Origin of the sequence: Pseudomonas sp. TH10, from assembly GCF_016651255.1 — a bacterium.
Lineage (GTDB): Bacteria > Pseudomonadota > Gammaproteobacteria > Pseudomonadales > Pseudomonadaceae > Aquipseudomonas.
On record NZ_JAEKEG010000037.1, the window covers coordinates 23,160 to 44,865 of the forward strand.

The window sequence follows — 21,706 nt, forward strand, 5'->3', positions numbered from 1 at the left end:
TTCGGGGCTCAGAGGCGTTCGATGATGGTGGCAATGCCCATGCCGCCGCCAACGCACAGCGTCGCCAGGCCATAGCGCAGGCGCCGGGCTTCCAGTTCATCGAGCAGGGTGCCGAGGATCGCGCAACCGGTGGCGCCCAGCGGGTGACCCATGGCGATGGAGCCGCCGTTGACGTTGACCTTGTCCGGGTCAACGGCCATGTCCTTGATGAACTTCAACACCACCGAGGCAAACGCTTCGTTGACCTCGAACAGGTCAATGTCTTCGACGCGCAGCCCGGCCTTCGCCAGGGCCTTGCGCGTGGCCGGGGCGGGCCCCGTGAGCATGATGGTCGGGTCAGTGCTGGTCACCGCGGTAGCGACGATCCGCGCCCGAGGTTGCAAGCCCAGCGCCCGCCCCTTGGCTTCGGAGCCGATCAACATCAGCGCTGCGCCGTCGACGATCCCGGAGCTGTTGCCCGGCGTGTGGACGTGATTGATCCGCTCGACATGGCTGTAGACCCGCAACGCCGTGGCATCGAAACCCATCTGGCCGATCATTTCGAAACTTGGCTTGAGCTTGCCCAGCCCTTCCAGCGTCGACTCGGCACGAATGAATTCGTCGTGATCGAGCAGGACGATGCCGTTCTGATCCTGCACCGGCACCAGGGATTTGCTGAACGAGCCATCGCCCCGAGCCCGCGCTGCCTTTTGCTGGGAGTGCAGCGCGTAGGCATCGACGTCCTGCCGGCTGAAGCCTTCGAGCGTAGCGATCAGGTCGGCGCCGACGCCTTGCGGGGTGAAATGGCTGTGCAAGTTGGTCTGCGGGTCCAGCGCCCAGGCGCCGCCATCGCTGCCCATTGGCACCCGCGACATCGATTCAACGCCGCCGACCACCACCAGATCCTCGAAACCCGAGCGCACTTTCATCGCGCCAAGGTTCACTGCCTCAAGGCCCGAAGCGCAGAAGCGGTTGATCTGCACACCCGCCACGCTGACGTCCCAATCAGCCACCAGCGCCGCCGTCTTGGCGATGTCGCAGCCTTGATCACCGATGGGCGTCACGCACCCCAGCACCACGTCATCGACCTGACTGGTGTCCAGCGCGGTGCGTTGTTGCAGCGCGGTCAGCAGACCGGCCACCAGATTGACTGGCTTGACGCTGTGCAAGGCGCCATCAGCCTTGCCTTTGCCACGGGGCGTGCGTAACGCGTCGAAAATCAAAGCTTGGGTCATGACGTCCTCGAACCTGTTGTAGTTGAAGATCAAAAGATCGCAGCCTTCGGCAGCTCCTACATTGAAATGCGTTCCCTTTAGGAACTGCCGAAGGCTGCGATCTTTTGATCTTCAGGAAGCCTTAACCTGATGCCTCAGCCCACCACATTCAATGACCACAGCGCTCAATGCGGTTGACGCACGCGCTCAGACGGACGGTCGTCGCCCATCAGGTGAACCGGTTCAGGTCAGCGAGTTGTCTAGCAAGCGGGCGGCAAAGAAGCTGGCAATACGCCTCATGCCTTTTTAATCGCTACTGGTAGCAATTCCATATGAAATGGATCTAAGCCAAGCGTGACGCGGGCCCTAAGGTAGTACATGTACGTCAGAGTCGTCGGGTTTTGCCGAGGCAGGCGTTCTTTAACAGGAAGTGCAGCGTTTGCCGTCATGGATATGCAGGCAAACATCAGGAAATAACAATAAAGGCGGTTCAGCCATGTTCAAACAACCGAAAGTCCGTCAAGCAGGGCTCATTCTTTTCGCCACGACGCTGTTGTTGATTTTGCCGAATCTGACCAAGGTCATCGGCTGACTCAAGCGGCAGGTGCTGTCATCGCCACTGAAAATGTGACTGGCCCGCTACCCGGGCCAGCGTGGCTGTGCCAACCTTTGCGCACTTCCACGACATGGACGACGATCATTTGAAAGTGCTCATTGTGTTCGGGGCTTTGCTGTTGAGCATGCCCTTGTCTGCCGCACAGCTGGATCTTCAGCTTGGCGCCAACAGTCGCACCTGGCAGACCGAGGAATTGCTCAAGCATCCTCAAGTGCAAACCCTGACGATCAAAAACGACGTGTCCTACAAGAAGGACATGACCTATCGCGTTGTGCCTGTGGCCGCATTGTTGACCGGAATCAAACCTGAAGATCATCTGCAAGCGGTGGCACTGGACGGGTTTGCCGCTGAGCTGGCCGCGGCGCCCTTGCTCAGCACCCAAGGCGCGCGTGCATGGCTGGCCATTGAAGACCCGGCCCAGCCGTGGCCACCGCTGTCAGCCGGCAAACACAGTGCCGGGCCGTTCTATCTGGTGTGGACTGACCCGCAGGCTGGCAATATCAGCCCTGAACAATGGCCGTTCGAAGTGGCGAGCATCAAGCGCATGGCACCGGTGGCCGAGCGCTTCCCTGCCCTGTTGCCTGATCCAGCGTTAAAGGCTGATGACCCGGTGAATCTGGGTTTCGCGTTGTTTCAGAAGAATTGCCTGGCGTGCCATCGATTGAACGGTGCGGGGGATGCGCAGTTTGGGCCCGATTTGAATATTCCGTATAACCCGACCGAGTATTTCGGCACGGATTTCCTCAAGCGCTACATTCGTGATCCGCAGAGTTTGCGTCAGTGGCCGCAGGCGAAGATGCCGGGGTTTTCTGCCGAGGTGTTGCCGGAGGGGGATCTAGAGATGTTGGTGGGATATTTGAAACACATGGCCGGGCGCAAGGTTAAGCCCTAGTTTTGTAATACCTGGGCTGACCTGATCGCGATGCGGTCTCCGGGTTACTGTTCCTGGACCGAAAACACCGGCAATGGCGTCGGCGAGACGAACACTTTTGCGTGCATCTGTTCACAGCCACCGCCCCGGCGCATGCCGCGTACCGGGCAGGCATCCAGGTAATCCAGACCCACCGCTAGTTTCAGGTGCCGCTCCGGCCGTGCCAGTTCATTGGTCACGTCAAAACTGTACCAGGCGTCATCCAGCCACGCTTCCGCCCAGGCATGGCTGGCCAGGTGCTCACAATCTTCGCTGTACAGATAGCCCGACACATAGCGTGACGGAATGCCGAGGCTGCGCGCGCAGGCCAGAAACGCGTGGGTGTGATCCTGGCAGACACCCGCGCGCCCGGCGAACGCCTCGGCAGCGCTGGTATCGACCTCGGTAGAGCCCGGGGTGTAGGTCATGTGCGAATTCAGGCCGTGCATCAGGTCGATCAGCGCCGTGCGATCGCGGCGCTTCTTGCACTGCTTCTCCGCGAACGCGCGCAAGGCTTCATCCGGTTCGGTCAGGCGGGTGAACCGCAGGAACGGCAGCGCCGACTGGCTTTCATGCTCGGCTTCACGCAGTTCGTCGATATCGACCTGACCACGGGCGCCAATGATGATCGCTTCGTGCGGCTCGTCCATGGTCAGCACATGCAGGATGTTGCCGAACGGATCGAGTTGCGCACGCACCGGGCGTGGCAGGTCGAGTTGCCAGCTCAATACGTGCTGGCGCTCGCTGTCGTGGGGTGTCAGTCGCAGGTACTGGATGCTCGCCCGCACCTGATCTTCGTAGTGATAGGTGGTCTCGTGGCTTATGGAAAGTCTCATGCAGCCTCCAGGTAGGAACTGTGAATAGCGTTACCCAACTGGCGCACCAGCGGGATGAACTCGGTCAGCCAGGCATGCAGGCCTTCCTCGAGAATTTCGTTGATGCCGGTGTAACGCAGGCGCGCGTCCATCTCGGCTGCCAGGCGTTGCGCCGGTCGGCCAATGGCGCCGGGCAATTGCGCAAGTATCTGGTCTATCTCTTCGGTGCACGCCCTCAACGAACGCGGGACATCGGCACGCAACAGCAACAGCTCGGCGACATGCCGGGCGCCGGGGGCGTCGCGGTAGATTTCGGTGTAGGCCTCGAACGACGACAGCGCGCGCAGTAATGCACTCCATTGATAGTAGGCGTGAGCCGTGCCGTCGCTGACCGCTTCGGCCTGGTCGCCGGCCATTTCGTAACGAGCATCAAGCAGCCGCAGCGTGTTGTCCGCGCGCTCGATAAAGGTGCCGAGACGAATAAAACGAAATGCATCGTTACGCATGATCGTGCCGTAAGACGCGCCACGGAACAGGTGCGAACGCTCCTTGATCCACTCGCAGAAACGGCTCATGCCGTAGCGACTGAGGCCCTGCTCAGCGATCCCGCGAATCTCCAGCCACGTTGCGTTGATGTTCTCCCACATGTCTGCGGTGATACGTCCGCGTACGGCATGAGCACTGGCCCGCGCCGCGCCAAGGCAGCTGTAGATGCTCGCCGGGTTGGCCGCATCAAGGGCGAAAAAGTGCAGCAACCGTTCGGCATGCAGCGCGCCGTGACGCTCCAGGTAATCATCGAGGGTGCCGGTGATCAGCAACGGCATGGCCAATTCGTGCAGACCGTCGCCGCGACCGTCCTGCGGCATCAGCGACAGCGAATAACTGACGTCGAGCATCCGGGCGAGGTTTTCCGCCCGCTCCAGGTAACGCGACATCCAATACAGATCCGAGGCAGTTCTACTTAACATGGCAAGCTTCCTTCAATCCTCGACCACCCAGGTGTCCTTGGTTCCGCCGCCCTGGGAGGAATTTACCACCAGAGAGCCTTCGCGCAGCGCGACGCGGGTCAAACCGCCGGGCACCACGCGGGTTTCGCGACCCGACAAGACAAACGGGCGCAAATCGATATGACGCGGCGCGATGCCGTTTTCGACAAAGGTCGGACAGGTCGACAGCGACAATGTCGGCTGCGCGATGTACGCGTGGGGTTTGGCCTTGATCCGTTCGCGGAAGGCGTCGATTTCCGCCTTCGTCGACGCCGGCCCCACCAACATCCCGTAACCCCCGGAGCCTTGGGTTTCCTTGACCACCAGATCTGGAAGATTGGCCAGCACATGGGAAAGTTCAGACGGGTTTCGGCATTGCCAGGTCGGCACGTTCTTCAGGATCGGCTCTTCGTCGAGGTAGAAACGGATCATGTCGGTGACAAATGGATACACCGATTTGTCATCCGCCACCCCGGTGCCGATGGCATTCGCCAGTACCACGTTGCCCGAACGGTAGGACGACAGCAGCCCTGGCACGCCGAGCATGGAGTCTGGATTGAACGCCAGCGGATCGAGGAATGCGTCGTCGAGTCGGCGATAGATCACATCGACCGCCTTCGGCCCGTCAGTCGTGCGCATGAAGACCTTGTCGTCACGCACGAACAGGTCCGCGCCCTCGACCAGTTCAACGCCCATCTCCCGCGCCAGGAACGCATGTTCAAAGAACGCGCTGTTGAAGCGGCCCGGGGTCAGCACCACCACGCTGGGGTTGTCGATGGGACTGGAGCTTTTCAGGGTGTCGAGCAACAGGTTCGGGTAGTGGTCGATCGGTGCGATGCGTTGCGCGGCGAACAGCTCCGGGAACAGGCGCATCATCATCTTGCGGTCTTCGAGCATGTAGCTGACGCCGCTCGGCGTGCGCAGGTTGTCTTCGAGCACGTAATAAGTGCCGTCGCCATCACGCACCAGATCGACGCCGGAGATGTGCGAATAGATATCACGGTGCAGGTCGAGCCCTTGCATCGCCAACTGATATTGCTCGTTGGCCAGCACCTGTTCGGCAGGAATGATCCCGGCCTTGATGATGCGCTGTTCGTGATAAAGGTCGGCGAGGAACATGTTCAACGCCTTGACCCGCTGGATGCAGCCGCGCTCGACGATCCGCCATTCGCTGGCAGGGATGCTGCGCGGAATGGTGTCGAAAGGAATCAGGCGCTCTGTGCCCTGCTCGTCCCCGTAGAGCGTGAAGGTAATCCCGGCACGATGGAACAGCAGATCGGCTTCACGTCGCCGTTGGGCCAAAAGCTCGTCTGGCGTGTCGGCCAGCCATCGGGCGAACTCCCGATAATGCGGGCGAACCTGGCCGCCGGCATCGTACATCTCATCAAAATAGGTGCGGATCATGCCGTACTCCTTGTCACCCGGACCTACAGGCCTTCGCAAGGCCCGTGCCATCGGCATAAACGCTTTGATTTCAATCGGTTGGATATTCACGCCACAGGCACCGCACCATTCCTGTGCGGCAAATGCCCCAACCTGAATGCCCCCCGCTCCATTGCGAAGCAATGCTGTCGCTATCACCAGCATAGTCAGAGTTGATTTCACTGCCCGCCTGGCGATAGGGATAATTGGCTTATTCGCTGAAAAGCTCATCGAACTTCCCTTTTGGCCGCCTGTTTTGGGCGGTTTTTTTGCCTTTTTGAATCAAAAGCAGGATCAAAAGTTCGCAGCCTTCGGCGGCTCCTACGGAGGGCGCATTCCAATATGGGAGGTGCCGAAATTCGGGCCGCGATTGCACGATCTTTTGATCATGCTTTGAACGAAAAACGGCCAACCGAAGGTCAGCCGTTGCTGGGTGTTGTTGCTGTTCATAATGTTATGCGAGTCGCCCTCGTACCTCCTGCTTGACGCCCCAGCCCTCGATGATGCCACCCAGCGGTTCGACCACGGCGGAGAAGCCCTGCTCGAAATCGCCAATATCGTCATAGGTCGCGTACATCACTTTGCTCAATTCCAGCGACCACGCGCCGTCATCCCGCGCGCTGACCTGTGCATTGATGGATTCACCGCGAAACTTGCCTGCCGCCCTGCGCGCCCGCTCCTCGTCCGGGAAAATGGCGTAGAACTCGATGGGATGGAATCGGGAAAAATCGAAACCGCCTTCTTTCATGCGGCGCAGAACATTGCTGCTGATGTCTTCTTGATAGGCTGTGCTCATGAATCGTCCCCCTCGCATAGATGGATAGACTTTCCGAATCCCGCCCCGGGCCTTTGGCCAAAGTACTACGGCAACGTGGTTGCACGCGGGAACAAGCATGTAGCTGACAAGACCAGACCTTAGCGATCCGTTCGCTGATCTCGCTTGCAGAGTAGCCCCAAGTTAGAGCTGCTGCCAAGGCCTGGTGTTAAAGGTGACAGGAAGAATGTCAGATGGGAGTGATGCCGAGGATTTGTATGCTGTTCTGGGATTTAAGACTTTTGACGCTCGCGTCGGCGGTACGCCCTTCCAGATCATTCAGATCCAGTTCCGCAGCGACAGGAAGCAGACGAGCCTTGATGAGTTTGGCGGCGTGCTCGTTGTCCGGGCACTCCTCGCACTCGAAGATTTCGTCGACTGTTTCACCGTGATCATCCACGAAAGTGATTTTCCACTTTTGCATCAGTGCCTCCTCGATAAAACCCGCAAGTGGGCTTACATCTATCTGGACTTTTGCACGGGGTGATCGTTCCCGCGGATTATTCACCGGTTGACACAAAAAACTGTAGGAGCGAGCTTGCTTGCGATGGCTTTGAGGGAGCCACGTTTAACCTGGCAGCCCGCGTCATCGTTGACGTCCATCGCGAGCGAGCTCGCTCCTACAGTCAATGTGTGTGTGCCTTCAGTCGTTGCTTGGCTTGTTGATCGCTTGCAGCACGTACTGTGGCAAAGCAAATGCGCCGATGTGGATTTCCGGGTTGTAGTAGCGCGTGACAATGCCGCTGCCAATAAAGCGCTGTTGCAGCACTTCACGGCTCAGTTTGCGGTAAGCCGGGTTGGTCGAGCCCCAGGCGAAGGTCATCGAGCCGCCGATGTAGGTCGGCACGGCTGCCTGGTAGAAGTGCCAGTCCGGGAACAGGCTGCGCAGGCGACCGGCAGTGGTTTTGACTTCTTCGATCTGCATGAACGGTGTGCCGTTCTGCGTCACCAGGATGCCGCCTTCGTTCAGGCAGCGACGGCAAGCCTGGTAGAAGTTTTCCGAGAACAGCACTTCTCCCGGGCCGATCGGATCGGTCGAGTCGGAGATGATCACGTCGAATTTTTCGGTGGTAGTGGCGACGAAACGCATGCCGTCGTCGATCACCAGGTTCAGGCGCGGATCGTCGTAGGCGCCCTTGGAGTGATTCGGCAGAAACTCTTTGCACATATCGACGACGGTGCCATCGATCTCGACCATGGTGATGTGCTCGACACTGCCGTGCTTGGCGACTTCACGCAGCATGCCGCCGTCACCGCCGCCGATGATCAGCACGCGCTTGGCGGTCCCGTGCGCCAGGATCGGCACGTGGGTGAGCATTTCGTGGTAGATGAATTCGTCGGCTTCGGTGGTCTGGATCACGCCGTCCAGCGCCATCACCCGGCCCATGCGCGGGTTTTGAAAGATCACCAGATGCTGGTGTTCGGTGCGCACTTCGTGCAGCAGTTTTTCCATGCGAAAACGCTGGCCGTAGCCTTCGTAGAGGGTTTCCAGGTACTCGCTGGTTTTGGTGACGGTCATGGTGAAGTGCTCCGATGAATGCGCGGGCGCCAATCGTGGGGACGATTGCCCGGGAAAGGCGCGCATTCTACGTTGCCGAAGATGACAGGTCGAACCTCAGTTGCAGGGCAAGTTTGATTCCATGTGGGAGCTGGCTTGCCTGCGATACAGACGGTGCGGTCTGTCAAACACACCGCGTTGATCCAATCGCCGGCAAGCCAGCTCCCACAGGATGGGTGCTTTGCTGAAAAATGCGTTAGATCCGCACATTGCCCCGCGGACCGGCGATGGCCCAGATGATCAGCCCAAGGACCGGCAACAGCAGGATCAGCAGCACCCAGACGATCTTCATGCCGGTGGATGCGCCACTTTTCAGCACGTTGATGATGGCCCAGATGTCCAGGGCAAGAATAATCAGGCCAATCAGGCCGTTGAACGTGGAACCCATGGTGACGCTCCCTAAGAGTGGTTTGCACTCTTAGGATAGCCGGCCAATGCCAGGGTTCCGTTTTATTGTATTAAACGTGGATGGCGACTTTCAGGGCTTCCAGGGATGGAGCGGCGGCAATGCCGACCTCGGCGCACAATTCCAGTACCCGCGGCACGTCGTCGCCGTACACCAGCACCACCTGCAATTCATCATCGAGCAACTGGCTGAAGTTCATCAGCGTGTAGCCGCCGTTTTCCTTGTTCATGCTGCCCATCTGCACCTGGATGCGATTGAGCGCCGTCAGGGCTTCGGTCTTGGCCAGTTGTTTGGGCTTGATGTTGAAGTCCACGCCCGGCCCGAACGAGGCGACGATCAGGGCGAACAGGTCCATGTAGGTATCGGCCTGGAACAGCACGGTTTCCGGCAGGCTGCCGACCACCACCCATTCGCCCAGCGGGATCGGGAAAGTGTCGTCGTAGTTGATGTCCGGATTCGCCGTCAGGAACGCCTGCGGGTCGGCGTAGGCCTGGGCCGCTTCGTCCGCCACCTTGAGGATTTCGTCAGCGCTCATGCACCCGGAGCTGATTTTGCTGATGAGTTCGACGAGTGCAGCTTTCATGGGACGCGATCCTGTAGCGAGGGAAATTTTAAGGCGCGCAGGATAGCGCATTACGCAGGCAATGGCTGTGTCCAGCCTGACCGGGAACCCTTGATCCACATCAAGACCCTTCCGCCCGATCCCGGCACAATACTGGCACCTTGCCAATGCTGTTTCCGCTATCAGAGAAAACCTCCATGGGTGCCTGGCTTAGCAATATCTCGCTGAAGTACAAATTCTGGGCGGTCAACGCGGTCGCCTTCATCACCACCCTGCTGCTGGTGTTGTACGCCGTACAACTCGAACAGCAGGCGCGCAGCCACGCCTCGAAAGCCTCGGCTCAAGCCCAGGCGCAATTGCTCATGGCCTGGCCGGCCGGGCAACCGCTGCCCCAGGCCGACAACGTGCTGGCCTTCTCCAACGGGCCAGCGCCGATCATTGACGGACAACCCGTGCCGGCGCTGACCGGCGCCCGTGGCTGGGTCGAGGTCAATTCCCTGCCGCTGTTCGGCGAAAACCCACTGATGGGGGCCGAAGTGTTCAGCCGCGCCGACGACCAGCAAGTCGCCGTGATCGCGTATGGCCCGAGCCTGACGCAAGTCTTCAGCGAGCGCTTCGCCAATTACGCAGTGGCGGTATTCATTCTGATGCTGGCGATGCTCGGCGCTTCGCAATTGCTGATCCGTTTTCTGCTCAGCCAGCTCAATACGTTGAAAGACGTGATGCTGCACGTTGAAAAGAGCGGCGACCTCTCCGCCCGCGTCCCTTTGGCCGGCAAAGATGAAGTCGGGCAGATGGCCAATGCGTTCAACGCCATGCAGGCCGGTTATCAGCGCGTGGTCAGTACGGTGGCCAGCACCGCGCGGCAGCTGGATGACGGTGCGGCGCGGCTGGCTTCGAGCATGGACGAAGTGCGCCACGGCATGCTTGGCCAGCAAAGCGAAACCGACCAGGCCGCCACGGCGATCAACCAGATGACCGCGACGGTTTATCACATCGCCCAGCACGCCGGCGCCACCCGCGACTTGTCGCAAACCGCCGACACCCTGGCGGGCAGCGGTCAGGCCGTGGTCAGCCGCGTGCAGTTGTCGATTGCCGGGCTATCGTCCGGTGTGCAGCAAACGGCCCAGATGATCCAGCGCCTGGCCGAAGACAGCCAGAAAATCAACAGCGTGGTCGGGGTGATTCACAGCATCGCCGAGCAGACTAACCTGCTGGCGCTGAACGCGGCCATCGAAGCGGCCCGGGCCGGAGAGATGGGCCGGGGTTTCGCGGTCGTCGCCGATGAGGTGCGCAACCTGGCCAAGCGCGTCCAGGCCTCCACCGACGAGATCACCCGTATGGTTTCGGCCCTGCAGGCGGGCACCCGCGATGCGGTGGATTTCATGCAGGAAAGTTCGTTCAAGGCCGACGACTGCGTACAGCAGGCGCAGGAAGCGGGCGCGGCGCTGGCGCAGATCACCAGTGCGGTGGCACAGATGCGCGAAAGCAACACGCAGATTGCCGTGGCCGCCGAGCAGCAGAGCCAGGTAGCCGAAGAGATGAACCGGGCGGTGGTGAGCATTCGCGATGTGACCGAGAACACGGTGCAGCAAACGGTGAGTTCGGCGCTGACCAGTAATGAACTGGCGGCGTTGGCGGGGGAATTGAGCAAGGCGATTGGGCAGTTGAAACTCTGAGTCCCCAACGTCCTGATCAATACACATCTTGAACCTTGCGCTATCACCCCGATAGCCAACCTCCATTCGCCGCTGCGCTGTCCCAGGCCTATTCTTCAATCATGTGTTCAACACGGATCGAGGATCAGCATCATGGGCAAGCGTCATCCCAACCTTCCCGCCTGGCAATGGCGGGAGTACCCCAACAATCATCAGCACCCGACCAATCTGGTGTTGCACTTGCTTGCGGTACCGCTGTTTATCCTGGCGTTCCTGCTGATCGTGACGGGTGTGTTCGGCTTGAGCTTCGTCAACTTTGCCATCGGCATCGTCGGGCTGCTCGCCGCCCTGGGCTTGCAGCGCCATGGGCATACCCTGGAAAAACAGGCATCCGAACCCTTCAGCGGTCGCAAGGACGCCGTGTCGCGCCTGCTGGTCGAGCAGTTCGTGACCTTTCCGCGGTTCCTGCTCAGCGGCGGTTGGTGGCGCGCCTGGCGTGAGCGCCACCGCCGGCATTGATCAGGCGAAAATAGTCACGGTCTGGCGGCTCATGGCGATCAATTGACCGTCGTGGCTCCACAGCTTGGCAGCCGCATGCCCGTAGCCATCCGCCGCGTATTCGATTTCAACCAGGTATTTGCACCAGTCCAGCGTGCTCACCTCCAGCAGCGGCTGAACGAATTCGATGGTCCAGGTCAGCGTGCTGCCCATGGCCGGTTTCTTCAGATGCGGCAACAAGGCAGGAGGCCAGGCATCGACCAGCGCCAGGATGTGCGACTCGGTGACCGGCTCTTCCTTGACGTCCCCGCGCAAGCGCACCCATCCCCCATTTGACGCGAAGTATTGCCGGTGAACGGCAGCCCGCCGACGCTCCAGCGCATGGCCAGGTGGCGCATGAATTCCGGCGTGATGCCCTTGATATAGGGCAATTCCTGGCATTCTTTCCCAATGTTTCATTTCCGGCGCCGGTTGTGCGCTCACCGCCACCTCCGACGGACGCGATCCGCCGAAGCTGCCTTGCACCAAGGTCACCACCTGGCCTTTTTGCATCGCCCGGCCCAACACCTGGCTGACGGCTTTACCTTCACGCAGCACATCCACTTCGAAACTGACCGGTACATCCGGCTCGACCGGCCCGACAAAGGTGATCGCCAGCGAGCGTACGGGACGATCTGCCGGCACCTGGGCACGCATAGCTTCGTACTGCAAAGCGGCCACCAGACCACCAAAACTGGCCCGGCCCTGGGCCCATTCGGCTGGAATACTCAGTTCCAGCGGTTGGCTGCGAACAGCGTCAAGCAGATCGGAGAAGCGCATGAAAACCTCGGAGCAGATGGGGATGCAGGGATGTTAACCAGACGCGGGAGGCGATACAGGGCTTATTCCGGACAAATCCACCGACAGATAGGCCGAGACGCACGCATATCCCGCAGGAGCTGCCGCCCGCAGGCTGCGATCATCTGATCTTGGGCGACAGCGATGACGCCAAAGATCAACGTCAAAGATCAACGTCAAAAGATCGCAGCCTGCGGCAGCTCCTACGAGGGGTGGTGGGATGCCGAGTCAGAAGGTCGCAGCTTGCGGTAGCGATGCCGGTTGTCAGGACTTGAAGCAGTCCCCACTGAGCTTGTCCAGCACCCGGTCGGCGCGGCTTTCGGCCTTGGCCATGGTGGTTTGCCAGGTGCTGATGCAGGGTTGCAGATCGGCCTCGTGCTCGGCGCGCGCCAGCCACTGCCAGCAATCGTGCCAGTCACCCAGGGCCGCTTGCGCAGCTTTCAGGCGCGGCAGTGCGGCCTTGGGCAAGCGGTCCAGTTCGGGATAGGCCTCGATGCCATAGCGCACACGCTTGATCAGCAAGCGCAGGCGATGACGGTCGTGGGCGGGATCGTGCAACGCCTGGTCGAGTTTCTTCCATTGTTTGCCGAGACGTTTTTCGATGCGTTTGCCCAAGCCATTGAGCAATCCCTGGCGCTGCGAGGCGCGCAGAAAACGTGGAAAAGCGTCGAGAATCATCAGCAGCGAAGCCACTTCGGCACTCGCTGCCAGCGCCGGATAGGCCTCGGCCATCTGCGCCATACGCCGTTGCGCGGCTTGCGGCTGTTGGTGTTCGAGCAAATACGCCGCGAGCACTTCGCGATCGCGCCACGGCGTGGTCAACTGACCGACCGCCGACGCCGCCTCTTCCAGTTGCTCGACACCGGGCAAGCCGCGCAACGGCCGCAGCAGACTGCGCAAGCGCCGCACCGTGGTACGCAAATCGTGCAGCGCCTCAGGGTCGGTGCGCGCCGTCAACCGCGCCTGACAGGCCAGCAGGCGCACTTCAATGCTCAGAACATGAGCCACCAAGCGGTCAACCAACGCAGACATCACTCGCTCCTTTTTTCCAATGGCGCCTCAGCCTTGCATCATGCCTCAACGACCGGCGCGTGACTCACGAATGTAGAAGCGCGCTTTTTCGGCTTTCTTGGTGCAGCCTTCGAATGCCTCGAATTGCTGCTGGGTCTTCGCACCGGTCAGCAACGACAGCGCCTTGGAGTAGCTGACGGTGCCGGCAAACCCTTCCGCCTTGGCCAGGTCCAGCTCATGCCACGCCGCATCGATGCCACTGCCGCAGCTATCACGATAAGCGGTTTTGCCAGCGCAACCAGCCAATGCCAGGGCCATCAACGGCACACAGATCCAGGCTTTCATCACTCACACCTCAAAATTAGGTTAACAGTCGTGCAGGTAAGACGGTCTGGCGCTTGAAAAGTGCCTTGAGCGCCTTGCTGAAACTGTCGCGCTGAGCAAGATACCCTTGCGCCGCCACGGAGTGTCGAAAAAACGACGTCTTCGCCTGCCTGAACGACCTTGGCGATTGAAGCGCGCCCCTCGTTGGGTGCATTGTTGAACCTTGTCAGACGAGGGCGATTCATGAAAAAGCGTGTCGCACTGGTACTGGGATCAGGTGGCGCCCGGGGTTATGCCCATATCGGCGTCATCGAGGAGATCGAACGGCGAGGCTACGACATCGCCTGCATTGCCGGTTGTTCGATGGGCGCGGTGGTCGGCGGGATCTATGCCGCGGGCAAACTCGATGAATACCGCCACTGGATCGAAAGTCTCGATTACCTCGACGTATTGCGGCTGGTGGACGTGAGTTTTCGCCTGGGTGCCATTCGTGGCGAAAAGGTCTTCGGGCAGATTCGCAAGATCGTCGGCGAGATCAACATCGAAGACTTGCGCATTCCCTACACGGCGGTGGCCACCGACCTGACCAACCAGCAGGAAATCTGGTTCCAGGAAGGCTGCCTGCACCAGGCCATGCGCGCCTCGGCGGCGATCCCCAGCCTGTTCACCCCGGTGATGCAAGGCAATCGCATGCTGGTCGACGGCGGGATACTCAACCCCCTGCCGATCGTGCCGGTGGTCTCGAGCCATTGCGACCTGATCATCGCGGTCAATCTCAACTCCACCAACCAGCGGCATTATCAGCTGCCGGTGATCCCGCGCCCGCCTGCGTTCAAAAGTCGCTTCGACAGCCTGATCAATTCGCTGGGGTCGAAGTTACCGTTCCGACGCACGCAGGCCGAGCAATTGCTGGCGCTGGAGAAAGAAGCACTGAGGGCGCAAGGGGCGGATATCAATCCGTGGCTTGAAGGCGCCGAGCCTGAAGCCCAGCAACCCGCCGCCGCGCCCGAGCGCGAAGGCGCGCCGAAATCCGCTACGGGCTCGTTCATCATCGATAACGTCGGGCCAGCGTCGTTGCTGGATTTGATCAACCAGAGTTTCGAGGTGATGCAGACCTCGTTGGCGCAGTACAAGATCGCCGGGTATCCGCCGGATATCCTGATCAACGTGCCGAAGCGGGTGTGCCGGTTCTTCGAGTTCTACAAGGCGCCGGAATTGATCGCGCTGGGGCGGGAAATTGCGCGCGATACGCTGGATCGGTATGAGGAGGAACAGGGTCGCAGTCCCTGAAGACTTGTGCAGGATTCCAGGGCCTCATCGCGGGCAAGCCCGGCTCCCACAGGTTATGAGTTGATACACAATTTTTGTGAACAACCTCGAACCTGTGGGAGCCAGGCTTGCCCGCGATGGGGCCAGGACATTCAATACGAATGTTAAAGGCTGTCCCCACCCAGCAACCGATAGCCGACTCCCGCCTCCGTCACGATAAACCGTGGCCGCGTCGGGTCATCCGCCAGCTTCTGACGCAAGTGCCCGACGACAATCCGCAAGTAATGGCTGTCCTCGGTGTGCGTCGGCCCCCAGATGTCCTTGAGCAGTTGTTGTTGGGTGATCACCCGTCCAGGATGGCGCGCCAACTGCGCCAGCACCGCGTACTCCTTGCGGGTCAGCGCCACCTCGACGCCGTCGAGCAATACCCGCCGATAGGCCAGATCGACCGTCAATGGGCCGAAACTCAACGCCGCCTGCTGCGCTTCACCCGCTGGCGCCTGGCGCAACAGCGCGCGCACCCGCGCAAGAAATTCCTGAATGCCGAACGGCTTGGTCACGTAGTCATTGGCGCCGCCATCCAGCGCTTCAACCTTTTGCCCTTCGCTGGCGCGCACCGACAGCACCAGCACTGGCGCCGTGGCCCATTCGCGAAACTCGCGCAGCACCTGCTGGCCGTCCATGTCCGGCAGGCCGAGGTCAAGCACCAGCAAGTCGGGTTTGTTCAGCGCCGCCTGCGCCAGACCTTCGGCGCCGGTGCCGGCCTCGAGCACTTTATAGCCCTGTGAAGCGAGGCTGATGCGCAGGAACTTGCGGATCTGCGGTTCGTCGTCGATGACCAAAATGGTCGCGGTCTGGCTCATGAATTCTGATCGCGGCATAGAGAGATCCAAAGGGTATCAGGCTTCACTTTCAACGTCCGGCTGTTCTTGCAGTGGCAGATGCAGGGTGATGCAGGTGCCCCGGCCCTCGATCCCGTCCGCGACACTGATCCGCCCGCCATGAGCGCCCACCATCCCCTGACAAATCGCCAAACCGAGGCCTGTGCCCTGGCCACCACGATCACCGCGCGCGGCGGTGTAGAACATGTCGAAAATCTTCGCCCGCTCGTCTTCGGGAATGCCCGGACCTTCGTCGCTGACCGAGAAGAAAATCTCACTGTTGTCAGTCCCGGCGCGCAGTTGCAGGCGACCGTGAGCGGGTGAAAAACGTGCGGCGTTTTCCAGCACATTGACCAGCGCCTGTTCGATCAGCGCCGCATGAACGAACAGCAGCGGCAGCTCGGCCGGCACGTCGGTGCTGACCTGCAACGGCGCCAGCACCGCGCGCAGGCGATTGAGCGAACTGCCGACGATGTCGGCCGGCGAGACCCAATCACGCGCCAGTTTCAATGCACCGTGGCCGAGACGCGTCATGTCGAGCAGGTTCTGGATGTAGCGGTCGAGGCGTTCGGCTTCATCGCGGGTGCCTTCGAGCAGCTCGCGACGATCCTCCAGCGGGATCGCCTCGCCCAATGCAAGCAGGCTGTCGATGCTGCCGCGCATGGCGGTCAGCGGCGTGCGCAAATCGTGAGAGACCGAGGCCAGCAAGGCGCTGCGCAACTGTTCGGTTTCGCCGTGCAGACGCGCGGCCTCAAGATCATCCGCCAATTGCGCGCGCGCCAGGGCTTGCGCCAGTGGCTGGCTCAGCGCGGTGAGCAAGCGCCGACGCTGGCCGCTCAAGGTCTGGCCTTCTTTGGCGCAGACGCCAAGCAGCGCCAACGGCCCATCCTCGACCGACAACGGCCACCACCACCAGCGTCCCATCGGCAAAGTCCCGGTTCCCGCACCCGCCGGCTGATCGTGTTGCCAGGCCCAGTCGGCCGCTGCGCGCTCGGCTTCGGTGAAGGTCAACGGGCCACCGGTTTCAACTTTCCAGCCCGCCTGCCCGTCGCGATTGAGCAGGCACAGTTGTACGTCGCTCCAGCCATTGAGGTGCTGCGCCGCCGCGCTGACTACCGCCTGGCGATCAGTGGCAGCGGTGAGTTTGCGCGACAGGTCGAGCAGCTCGGTGGTTTCTTCCTGGGTGTCGCGCAACGCCTGCAATTGCCGACGTTGACGCGCCGCGAGGTTGCCGGTGAGCGCTGCCATCAACAGGAAAAACAGCAGCGTCAGCACGTCTTCTTCGCGCTGGATGCTGAAAGAAAAATTCGGTGGAATGAACAGAAAATCGTAAGTCAGAAACGACAGCGCCGCGCAGGCCAGCGCCGGGCCGAGGCTACTGCGCACGGCCACCAGCAGCACGGCCGCGAGGAACACCAGGGAGATGTTGGGCAGCGGCAACACACTGGCTACGGCCCAGGCCAAGGCAGTGGCGAGCACGGTCGCGACCAGCGCCAGCGCATAGTCGAACCACACCAGTGGCTGGGTCGAACGCGGGCGTGGCGAATGTTGCGCGTGATCGCTGTCGAGGACGTTGATTTCCAGGCCATGGGCCTGACGCAACAAACGCGCCGCCAAGCCACCGCCGAACAGTCGACGGCGCAAACTCGGCCGGGACTGGCCGACCAACACCAGACTCGCACGGCGTTCAGTCGCGTGTTGAATCAAGGTTTTCGCCACTTCACCGGCGCGCAGTAAAACCACTTCGCCGCCGAGGCGTTCGGCCAGTTGTTGCGCGCTTTGCAGGCGCAGGCGTGCCTGTTCGTCGCCCGCGCTGCCGTTGTCCACATGCACCAGGCTCCACGGCAGGTGGCGACGCTGGGCGACCCGGCTGGCATGCCGCACCAGGCGCTCGGCCTGCTCATCGCCATCGACCCCCACCAGCAACCGACCGCGCACAGCCGGCGCATCCTGGCCGAGTTGGCGATAGCCCTGGGCCAGGTCATTGTCGACTTGCGCGGCGGCAGTCTGCATGGCCAGTTCACGCAGGGCGGTGAGGTTGGTCTGGGTGAAGAATGCATCGATGGCCGCCCGTGCCTGCTCCGGCACATAGACTTTGCCGTCGCGCAGACGCTCGAGCAATTCCCGCGGCGGCAAGTCGATCAGCAGCAGTTCATAGGCTTCCTGCAGCACCCAGTCCGGCAACGTCTCGCGGACCTGCACGCCGGTGATGCCGCGCACCTGGTCATTGAGGCTTTCCAGATGCTGGACGTTAACCGTGGTGAACACGTCGATGCCGGCTGCGAGCAATTCCTGAATATCTTGCCAGCGTTTGGTGTGACGGCTGCCGGGGGCGTTGCTGTGGGCCAGTTCATCAACCAGCACCAGCTTCGGCTTTGCCGCAAGGATGCCATCGAGGTCCATTTCTTCGAGCATCACGCCACGGTATTCCGAGCGCACCAAGGGTTGCTGCGGCAGACCGCCGAGCAGTGCTTCAGTCTCGGCGCGGCCATGGGTCTCGACGACCCCGGCAATGACTTTCACGCCTTGGCGCAATTGGGTATGGGCGGCCTGAAGCATGGCGTAGGTCTTGCCGACACCGGGGGCGGCACCGAGGAAAACCTTCAGCCGGCCACGGCCATCGCGGGGCAGGTCTGCTAGCAGTGCGTCGGCGCGGCCGGAGTTGCTCATCTGTTATTGCCTTGTTCGACTTGGAATGGGGGTTGCCATGAAAAGATCGCAGCCTTCGGCAGCTCCTACGGTGTTGCCGTCACGATTCGTGTAGGAGCTGGCGCAGCCTGCGATCTTCTGATCTACAGCTTTTCCAGCGCAATATTCAACGCCAACACATTCACCACCGGCGGGCCCCACCAGCGGTTGCTCGATATGCGCATTCATCAATTGCTCAACCGTCGTCACCGGCAAGTTTCGCGCTGCCGCAACTCGCGCCAGTTGATAGGCAATTGCCGCAGGAGGCAAGTGCGGATCGAGGCCGCTGCCGGAAGTGGTCAGTTGCGCCAAGGGCACCGGTCCCTGGCCGGGCACCAGCAGTTTGTTGGCCTCGTCGACCACCCGGGTGGCGAGCGCCGGGTTGCTTGGCGCGAAGTTGCTGGCACCACTGGCAACCGTGGCAAAGGCACCGGCGGAAGGTCGTGGATGGAACCAGGCGTCACCGGTGAAATCCTGGGCGATCAGTGCAGAGCCACGCACCTTGCCACTGGCGTCCTGCACCAGGCTGCCGTTGGCCTGGCTGGGGAATGCGACCTGGGCCACACCGGTGACAACCAGGGGATAGGCAACGCCGGTGATCAGGGTCATGAGAACAAGCAGGCTCAAGGCCGGGCGGATCATTGTGGACATTTCAGATTCCTCGAATTCCGGTAACAAATTCTGTGGTTCGTGAGCAAACTGCCCTTGTAGGGGCGAGCTTGCTCACGAAAAACTTGAGCTCAACGCGCTCATCCAGACAGAACGCGTCATCGTTAACTTCCATCGCCAGCAGGCTGGCTCCCACACAAGCGGTCAAACCAGATGCAACGCCGTGAGCAACATATCGATCGCCTTGATCCCCACAAACGGCACCAGAATCCCGCCCAACCCATAGATCAACAAATTGCGCCGCAACAACGCCGCCGCACTCGCCGCCTGCACACGAACACCGCGCAATGCCAACGGAATCAACACGACAATGATCAACGCGTTAAAGACGATGGCCGACAGAATCGCGCTCTGCGGACTGGTCAGGTGCATGATGTTCAGCACGCCCAGTTGCGGATAGATCGAGGCGAACAGTGCCGGCAGAATCGCGAAGTATTTGGCCACGTCATTAGCGATGGAAAAGGTTGTCAGCGCACCACGGGTCACCAGCAATTCCTTGCCGATTTGCACCACGTCCAGCAGCTTGGTCGGGTCGCTGTCGAGGTCGACCATGTTCGCCGCCTCGCGTGCCGCCTGGGTCCCGTCGTTCATTGCCATACCGACATCAGCCTGGGCCAGGGCCGGGGCATCATTGGCACCGTCGCCGCACATCGCCACCAGCCGACCGTCGTTCTGCTCGTGCCGAATGCGCGCCAGTTTTTTCTCTGGCGTGGCTTCGGCCAGCACGTCGTCGACGCCTGCTTCAGCTGCAATCGCCGCGGCCGTCAGCGGGTTGTCGCCGGTCACCATCACCGTACGAATGCCCAGCTTGCGCAGTTCGGCAAAACGCTCGCGGATGCCGGGCTTGACCACGTCCTTGAGGTGGATCGCGCCGAGCAGTTTGCCGTCGGCACACACCAGCAGCGGCGTGCCACCGCTTTGGGCGATCTTGTCGATTTCCCGGGACAGCGCCGGTGCCAGGTCGGCGCGTTTCAGGCCGACAAACGCCAGCACCGAATCCACCGCACCCTTGCGATAAACGCGGCCCTGATAGTCAACGCCGGAGAGGCGGGTTTCAGCGCTGAACGGTACGGCAGTCAGAGCGTCCAGCGCCGGCTCAGGCTGCGGATGCAGGCCACGCAGGTACTCGACGATAGACTTGCCTTCAGCGGTGTCATCGGCCAGCGACGCGAACAGTGCCCCTTCGGCCAATTCACGACCACTCACACCCGGTGCCGCATACACCGCCGTGCAGCGACGGTTGCCGAACGTGATGGTGCCGGTCTTGTCCAGCAACAGCACGTGTACATCCCCGCCGCTTCCACGGCGCGACCGGACTTGGCGATCACATTCAAGCGCACCAGGCGGTCCATCCCGGCAATACCGATGGCGGACAACAAACCGCCAATGGTGGTCGGAATCAGCGTGACCAATAACGCCACGAGGAACACCAGCGGCAGGCTGCCATTGGCGAAATGGGCGAAGGGTTGCAGGGTCACGACCACCAGCAGGAAGATCAGCGTCAGGCCGATCAGCAGGATGTCGAGGGCGACTTCGTTTGGAGTTTTCTGGCGTTTGGCGCCTTCGACCAGGGCGATCATGCGATCCAGCGTCGACTCACCGGGATTGACGGTGATCTTTACCAGCAACCAGTCCGACACCAGTCGCGTGTTGCCGGTGACCGCCGAACGGTCGCCGCCAGACTCGCGGATCACTGGCGCCGACTCACCGGTAATCGCCGCTTCGTTGACCGCGGCGATGCCTTCGATGACTTCGCCGTCACCGGGGATCATCTCCCCCGCTTCGACGCGTACCACATCGCCTTTGCGCAGGCTGGTGGCCGGCACGATTTGAAAGCTGCCATTGGCCTGTTTGCGCCGCGCACTCAGGCCCTCGCTGCCTGCCTTCAAGCTGTCGGCGCGAGCCTTGCCACGACCTTCGGCCAAGGCTTCGGCGAAGTTGGCGAACAGCACGGTAAACCACAGCCACAGAGCGATTTGCGCAGCGACGAACGTTGGCACATCGGCATCGGGAATGAAGCACAGCACGGTGGTGAAAATCGCTGTCAGTTCGACCACCAGCATCACTGGCGAACGTTTCAGTTGCCGAGGGTCGAGTTTGACGAAGGCTTGCACCAGCGCCGGCCGCCACAGGGCCGAGATCGCGGTTTTCGGTGCTTCTGCCGACTTGGCCGGCACCGCAGGTTTTGATGCAGGAACGTGCATATTCATGATGGATTCCTTAGAAGCCCATACTTAAATGTTCGGCAATCGGGCCGAGCGCCAGTGTCGGCAGGAAGGTCAGGCCACCCACCAGCAAAATGGTCACGGTCAACAGGGTCACGAACAGCGGGCCGTGGGTGGGGAAGCTGTTCGGGCTGACCGGCGCGGCTTTCTTCAGCGCCAGGCTGCCAGCCAGCGCAAGCACGGGCAGGATGTAGCCGAAGCGACCGATCAACATGCCAAGACCGAGCATCAGGTTGTGAAACGGCGTGTTGGCGCCGAAGCCGGCGAAGGCTGAGCCGTTGTTGGCGCTGGCCGAGGTGTAGGCATAGAGCAACTGGTTAAACTGGGCGTTAAAGATCAGCCCGAACACGGCAGCGATCACCAG

The 21,706-nt window shown here is 61.1% G+C and carries 19 protein-coding genes and 3 pseudogenes; 5 read left to right on the top strand and 17 right to left on the bottom strand.

What is annotated here, in order from left to right; genetic code table 11:
• Positions 1-8: 8 nt before the first annotated feature.
• On the bottom strand, positions 9-1,214 hold the full coding sequence (locus tag JFT80_RS05660) for an acetyl-CoA C-acetyltransferase (RefSeq protein WP_201147208.1): 1,206 nt from the start codon (positions 1,212-1,214) through the stop codon (positions 9-11).
• 665 nt (positions 1,215-1,879) lie between these two features.
• Between JFT80_RS05660 and JFT80_RS05665 the strand changes: the two genes are divergently transcribed.
• A complete protein-coding gene (locus JFT80_RS05665) occupies positions 1,880-2,701 on the top strand; it encodes a cytochrome c (RefSeq protein ID WP_201147222.1) in 822 nt (273 codons plus the stop codon).
• A gap of 44 nt (positions 2,702-2,745) precedes the next feature.
• Here JFT80_RS05665 and JFT80_RS05670 read toward each other — a convergent pair whose 3' ends face one another.
• From JFT80_RS05670 to JFT80_RS05705, 8 genes are all read right to left on the bottom strand, one after another.
• Positions 2,746-3,555: a transglutaminase family protein gene (locus tag JFT80_RS05670; protein WP_201147209.1), complete on the bottom strand. Its 810-nt coding sequence runs from the start codon at positions 3,553-3,555 to the stop codon at positions 2,746-2,748.
• The gene (locus tag JFT80_RS05675) at positions 3,552-4,502 is read right to left on the bottom strand and encodes an alpha-E domain-containing protein (protein WP_201147210.1); all 951 of its coding nucleotides are present in this window, start codon (positions 4,500-4,502) and stop codon (positions 3,552-3,554) included. The genes JFT80_RS05670 and JFT80_RS05675 overlap by 4 nt, the downstream gene beginning before the upstream one ends.
• Positions 4,503-4,514: 12 nt before the next feature.
• Complete coding sequence (locus JFT80_RS05680; protein WP_150601308.1) at positions 4,515-5,924, bottom strand: circularly permuted type 2 ATP-grasp protein; 1,410 nt, start codon at positions 5,922-5,924, stop codon at positions 4,515-4,517.
• A gap of 472 nt (positions 5,925-6,396) precedes the next feature.
• The gene (locus JFT80_RS05685; RefSeq protein ID WP_201147211.1) at positions 6,397-6,738 is read right to left on the bottom strand and encodes a ribonuclease E inhibitor RraB; all 342 of its coding nucleotides are present in this window, start codon (positions 6,736-6,738) and stop codon (positions 6,397-6,399) included.
• A gap of 208 nt (positions 6,739-6,946) precedes the next feature.
• Positions 6,947-7,180: a hypothetical protein gene (locus tag JFT80_RS05690; RefSeq protein WP_201147212.1), complete on the bottom strand. Its 234-nt coding sequence runs from the start codon at positions 7,178-7,180 to the stop codon at positions 6,947-6,949.
• A 219-nt stretch (positions 7,181-7,399) separates the two neighbouring features.
• Positions 7,400-8,275: a polyamine aminopropyltransferase gene (gene speE / locus JFT80_RS05695; RefSeq protein ID WP_201147213.1), complete on the bottom strand. Its 876-nt coding sequence runs from the start codon at positions 8,273-8,275 to the stop codon at positions 7,400-7,402.
• Positions 8,276-8,510: 235 nt separating this feature from the next.
• On the bottom strand, positions 8,511-8,702 hold the full coding sequence (locus JFT80_RS05700) for a PLDc N-terminal domain-containing protein (RefSeq protein WP_028622263.1): 192 nt from the start codon (positions 8,700-8,702) through the stop codon (positions 8,511-8,513).
• A 70-nt stretch (positions 8,703-8,772) separates the two neighbouring features.
• Positions 8,773-9,303: a hypothetical protein gene (locus JFT80_RS05705; RefSeq protein WP_122838057.1), complete on the bottom strand. Its 531-nt coding sequence runs from the start codon at positions 9,301-9,303 to the stop codon at positions 8,773-8,775.
• Between the two features lie 635 nt (positions 9,304-9,938).
• Here JFT80_RS05705 and JFT80_RS25360 point away from each other — a divergent pair.
• The 3 genes and pseudogenes from JFT80_RS25360 to JFT80_RS05715 form a co-directional block, all read left to right on the top strand.
• Positions 9,939-10,091 (top strand): annotated as a pseudogene (locus tag JFT80_RS25360) (HAMP domain-containing protein); the annotation flags it as partial.
• Between the two features lie 114 nt (positions 10,092-10,205).
• Positions 10,206-10,961, top strand: coding sequence for a methyl-accepting chemotaxis protein (locus JFT80_RS25365; RefSeq protein ID WP_374091328.1), 756 nt, complete (start codon positions 10,206-10,208; stop codon positions 10,959-10,961).
• Positions 10,962-11,093: 132 nt separating this feature from the next.
• Complete coding sequence (locus JFT80_RS05715) at positions 11,094-11,459, top strand: Mpo1-like protein (RefSeq protein ID WP_045058960.1); 366 nt, start codon at positions 11,094-11,096, stop codon at positions 11,457-11,459.
• Here JFT80_RS05715 and JFT80_RS05720 read toward each other — a convergent pair whose 3' ends face one another.
• From JFT80_RS05720 to JFT80_RS05730, 3 genes are all read right to left on the bottom strand, one after another.
• A complete protein-coding gene (locus JFT80_RS05720) occupies positions 11,460-12,257 on the bottom strand; it encodes an acyl-CoA thioesterase II (RefSeq protein ID WP_201147215.1) in 798 nt (265 codons plus the stop codon).
• A gap of 282 nt (positions 12,258-12,539) precedes the next feature.
• Complete coding sequence (locus JFT80_RS05725; protein ID WP_201147216.1) at positions 12,540-13,307, bottom strand: CHAD domain-containing protein; 768 nt, start codon at positions 13,305-13,307, stop codon at positions 12,540-12,542.
• Between the two features lie 45 nt (positions 13,308-13,352).
• Positions 13,353-13,631: a hypothetical protein gene (locus JFT80_RS05730; protein ID WP_201147217.1), complete on the bottom strand. Its 279-nt coding sequence runs from the start codon at positions 13,629-13,631 to the stop codon at positions 13,353-13,355.
• A gap of 222 nt (positions 13,632-13,853) precedes the next feature.
• Between JFT80_RS05730 and JFT80_RS05735 the strand changes: the two genes are divergently transcribed.
• Complete coding sequence (locus JFT80_RS05735; RefSeq protein ID WP_201147218.1) at positions 13,854-14,900, top strand: patatin-like phospholipase family protein; 1,047 nt, start codon at positions 13,854-13,856, stop codon at positions 14,898-14,900.
• A gap of 143 nt (positions 14,901-15,043) precedes the next feature.
• Here JFT80_RS05735 and JFT80_RS05740 read toward each other — a convergent pair whose 3' ends face one another.
• From JFT80_RS05740 to JFT80_RS05760, 5 genes and pseudogenes are all read right to left on the bottom strand, one after another.
• Entirely contained in the window at positions 15,044-15,742 is a 699-nt protein-coding gene (locus tag JFT80_RS05740; RefSeq protein WP_201147223.1) for a response regulator, read from the bottom strand.
• A gap of 36 nt (positions 15,743-15,778) precedes the next feature.
• A complete protein-coding gene (locus JFT80_RS05745; protein WP_201147219.1) occupies positions 15,779-18,430 on the bottom strand; it encodes a sensor histidine kinase KdpD in 2,652 nt (883 codons plus the stop codon).
• Positions 18,431-18,552: 122 nt separating this feature from the next.
• Positions 18,553-19,099 (bottom strand): annotated as a pseudogene (gene kdpC / locus JFT80_RS05750) (potassium-transporting ATPase subunit KdpC).
• A 162-nt stretch (positions 19,100-19,261) separates the two neighbouring features.
• Positions 19,262-21,327: pseudogene (kdpB, locus tag JFT80_RS05755) on the bottom strand (potassium-transporting ATPase subunit KdpB).
• Positions 21,328-21,337: 10 nt separating this feature from the next.
• On the bottom strand, positions 21,338-21,706 hold a 369-nt coding region (locus JFT80_RS05760), incomplete at its 5' end, for a potassium-transporting ATPase subunit KdpA (protein WP_201147220.1).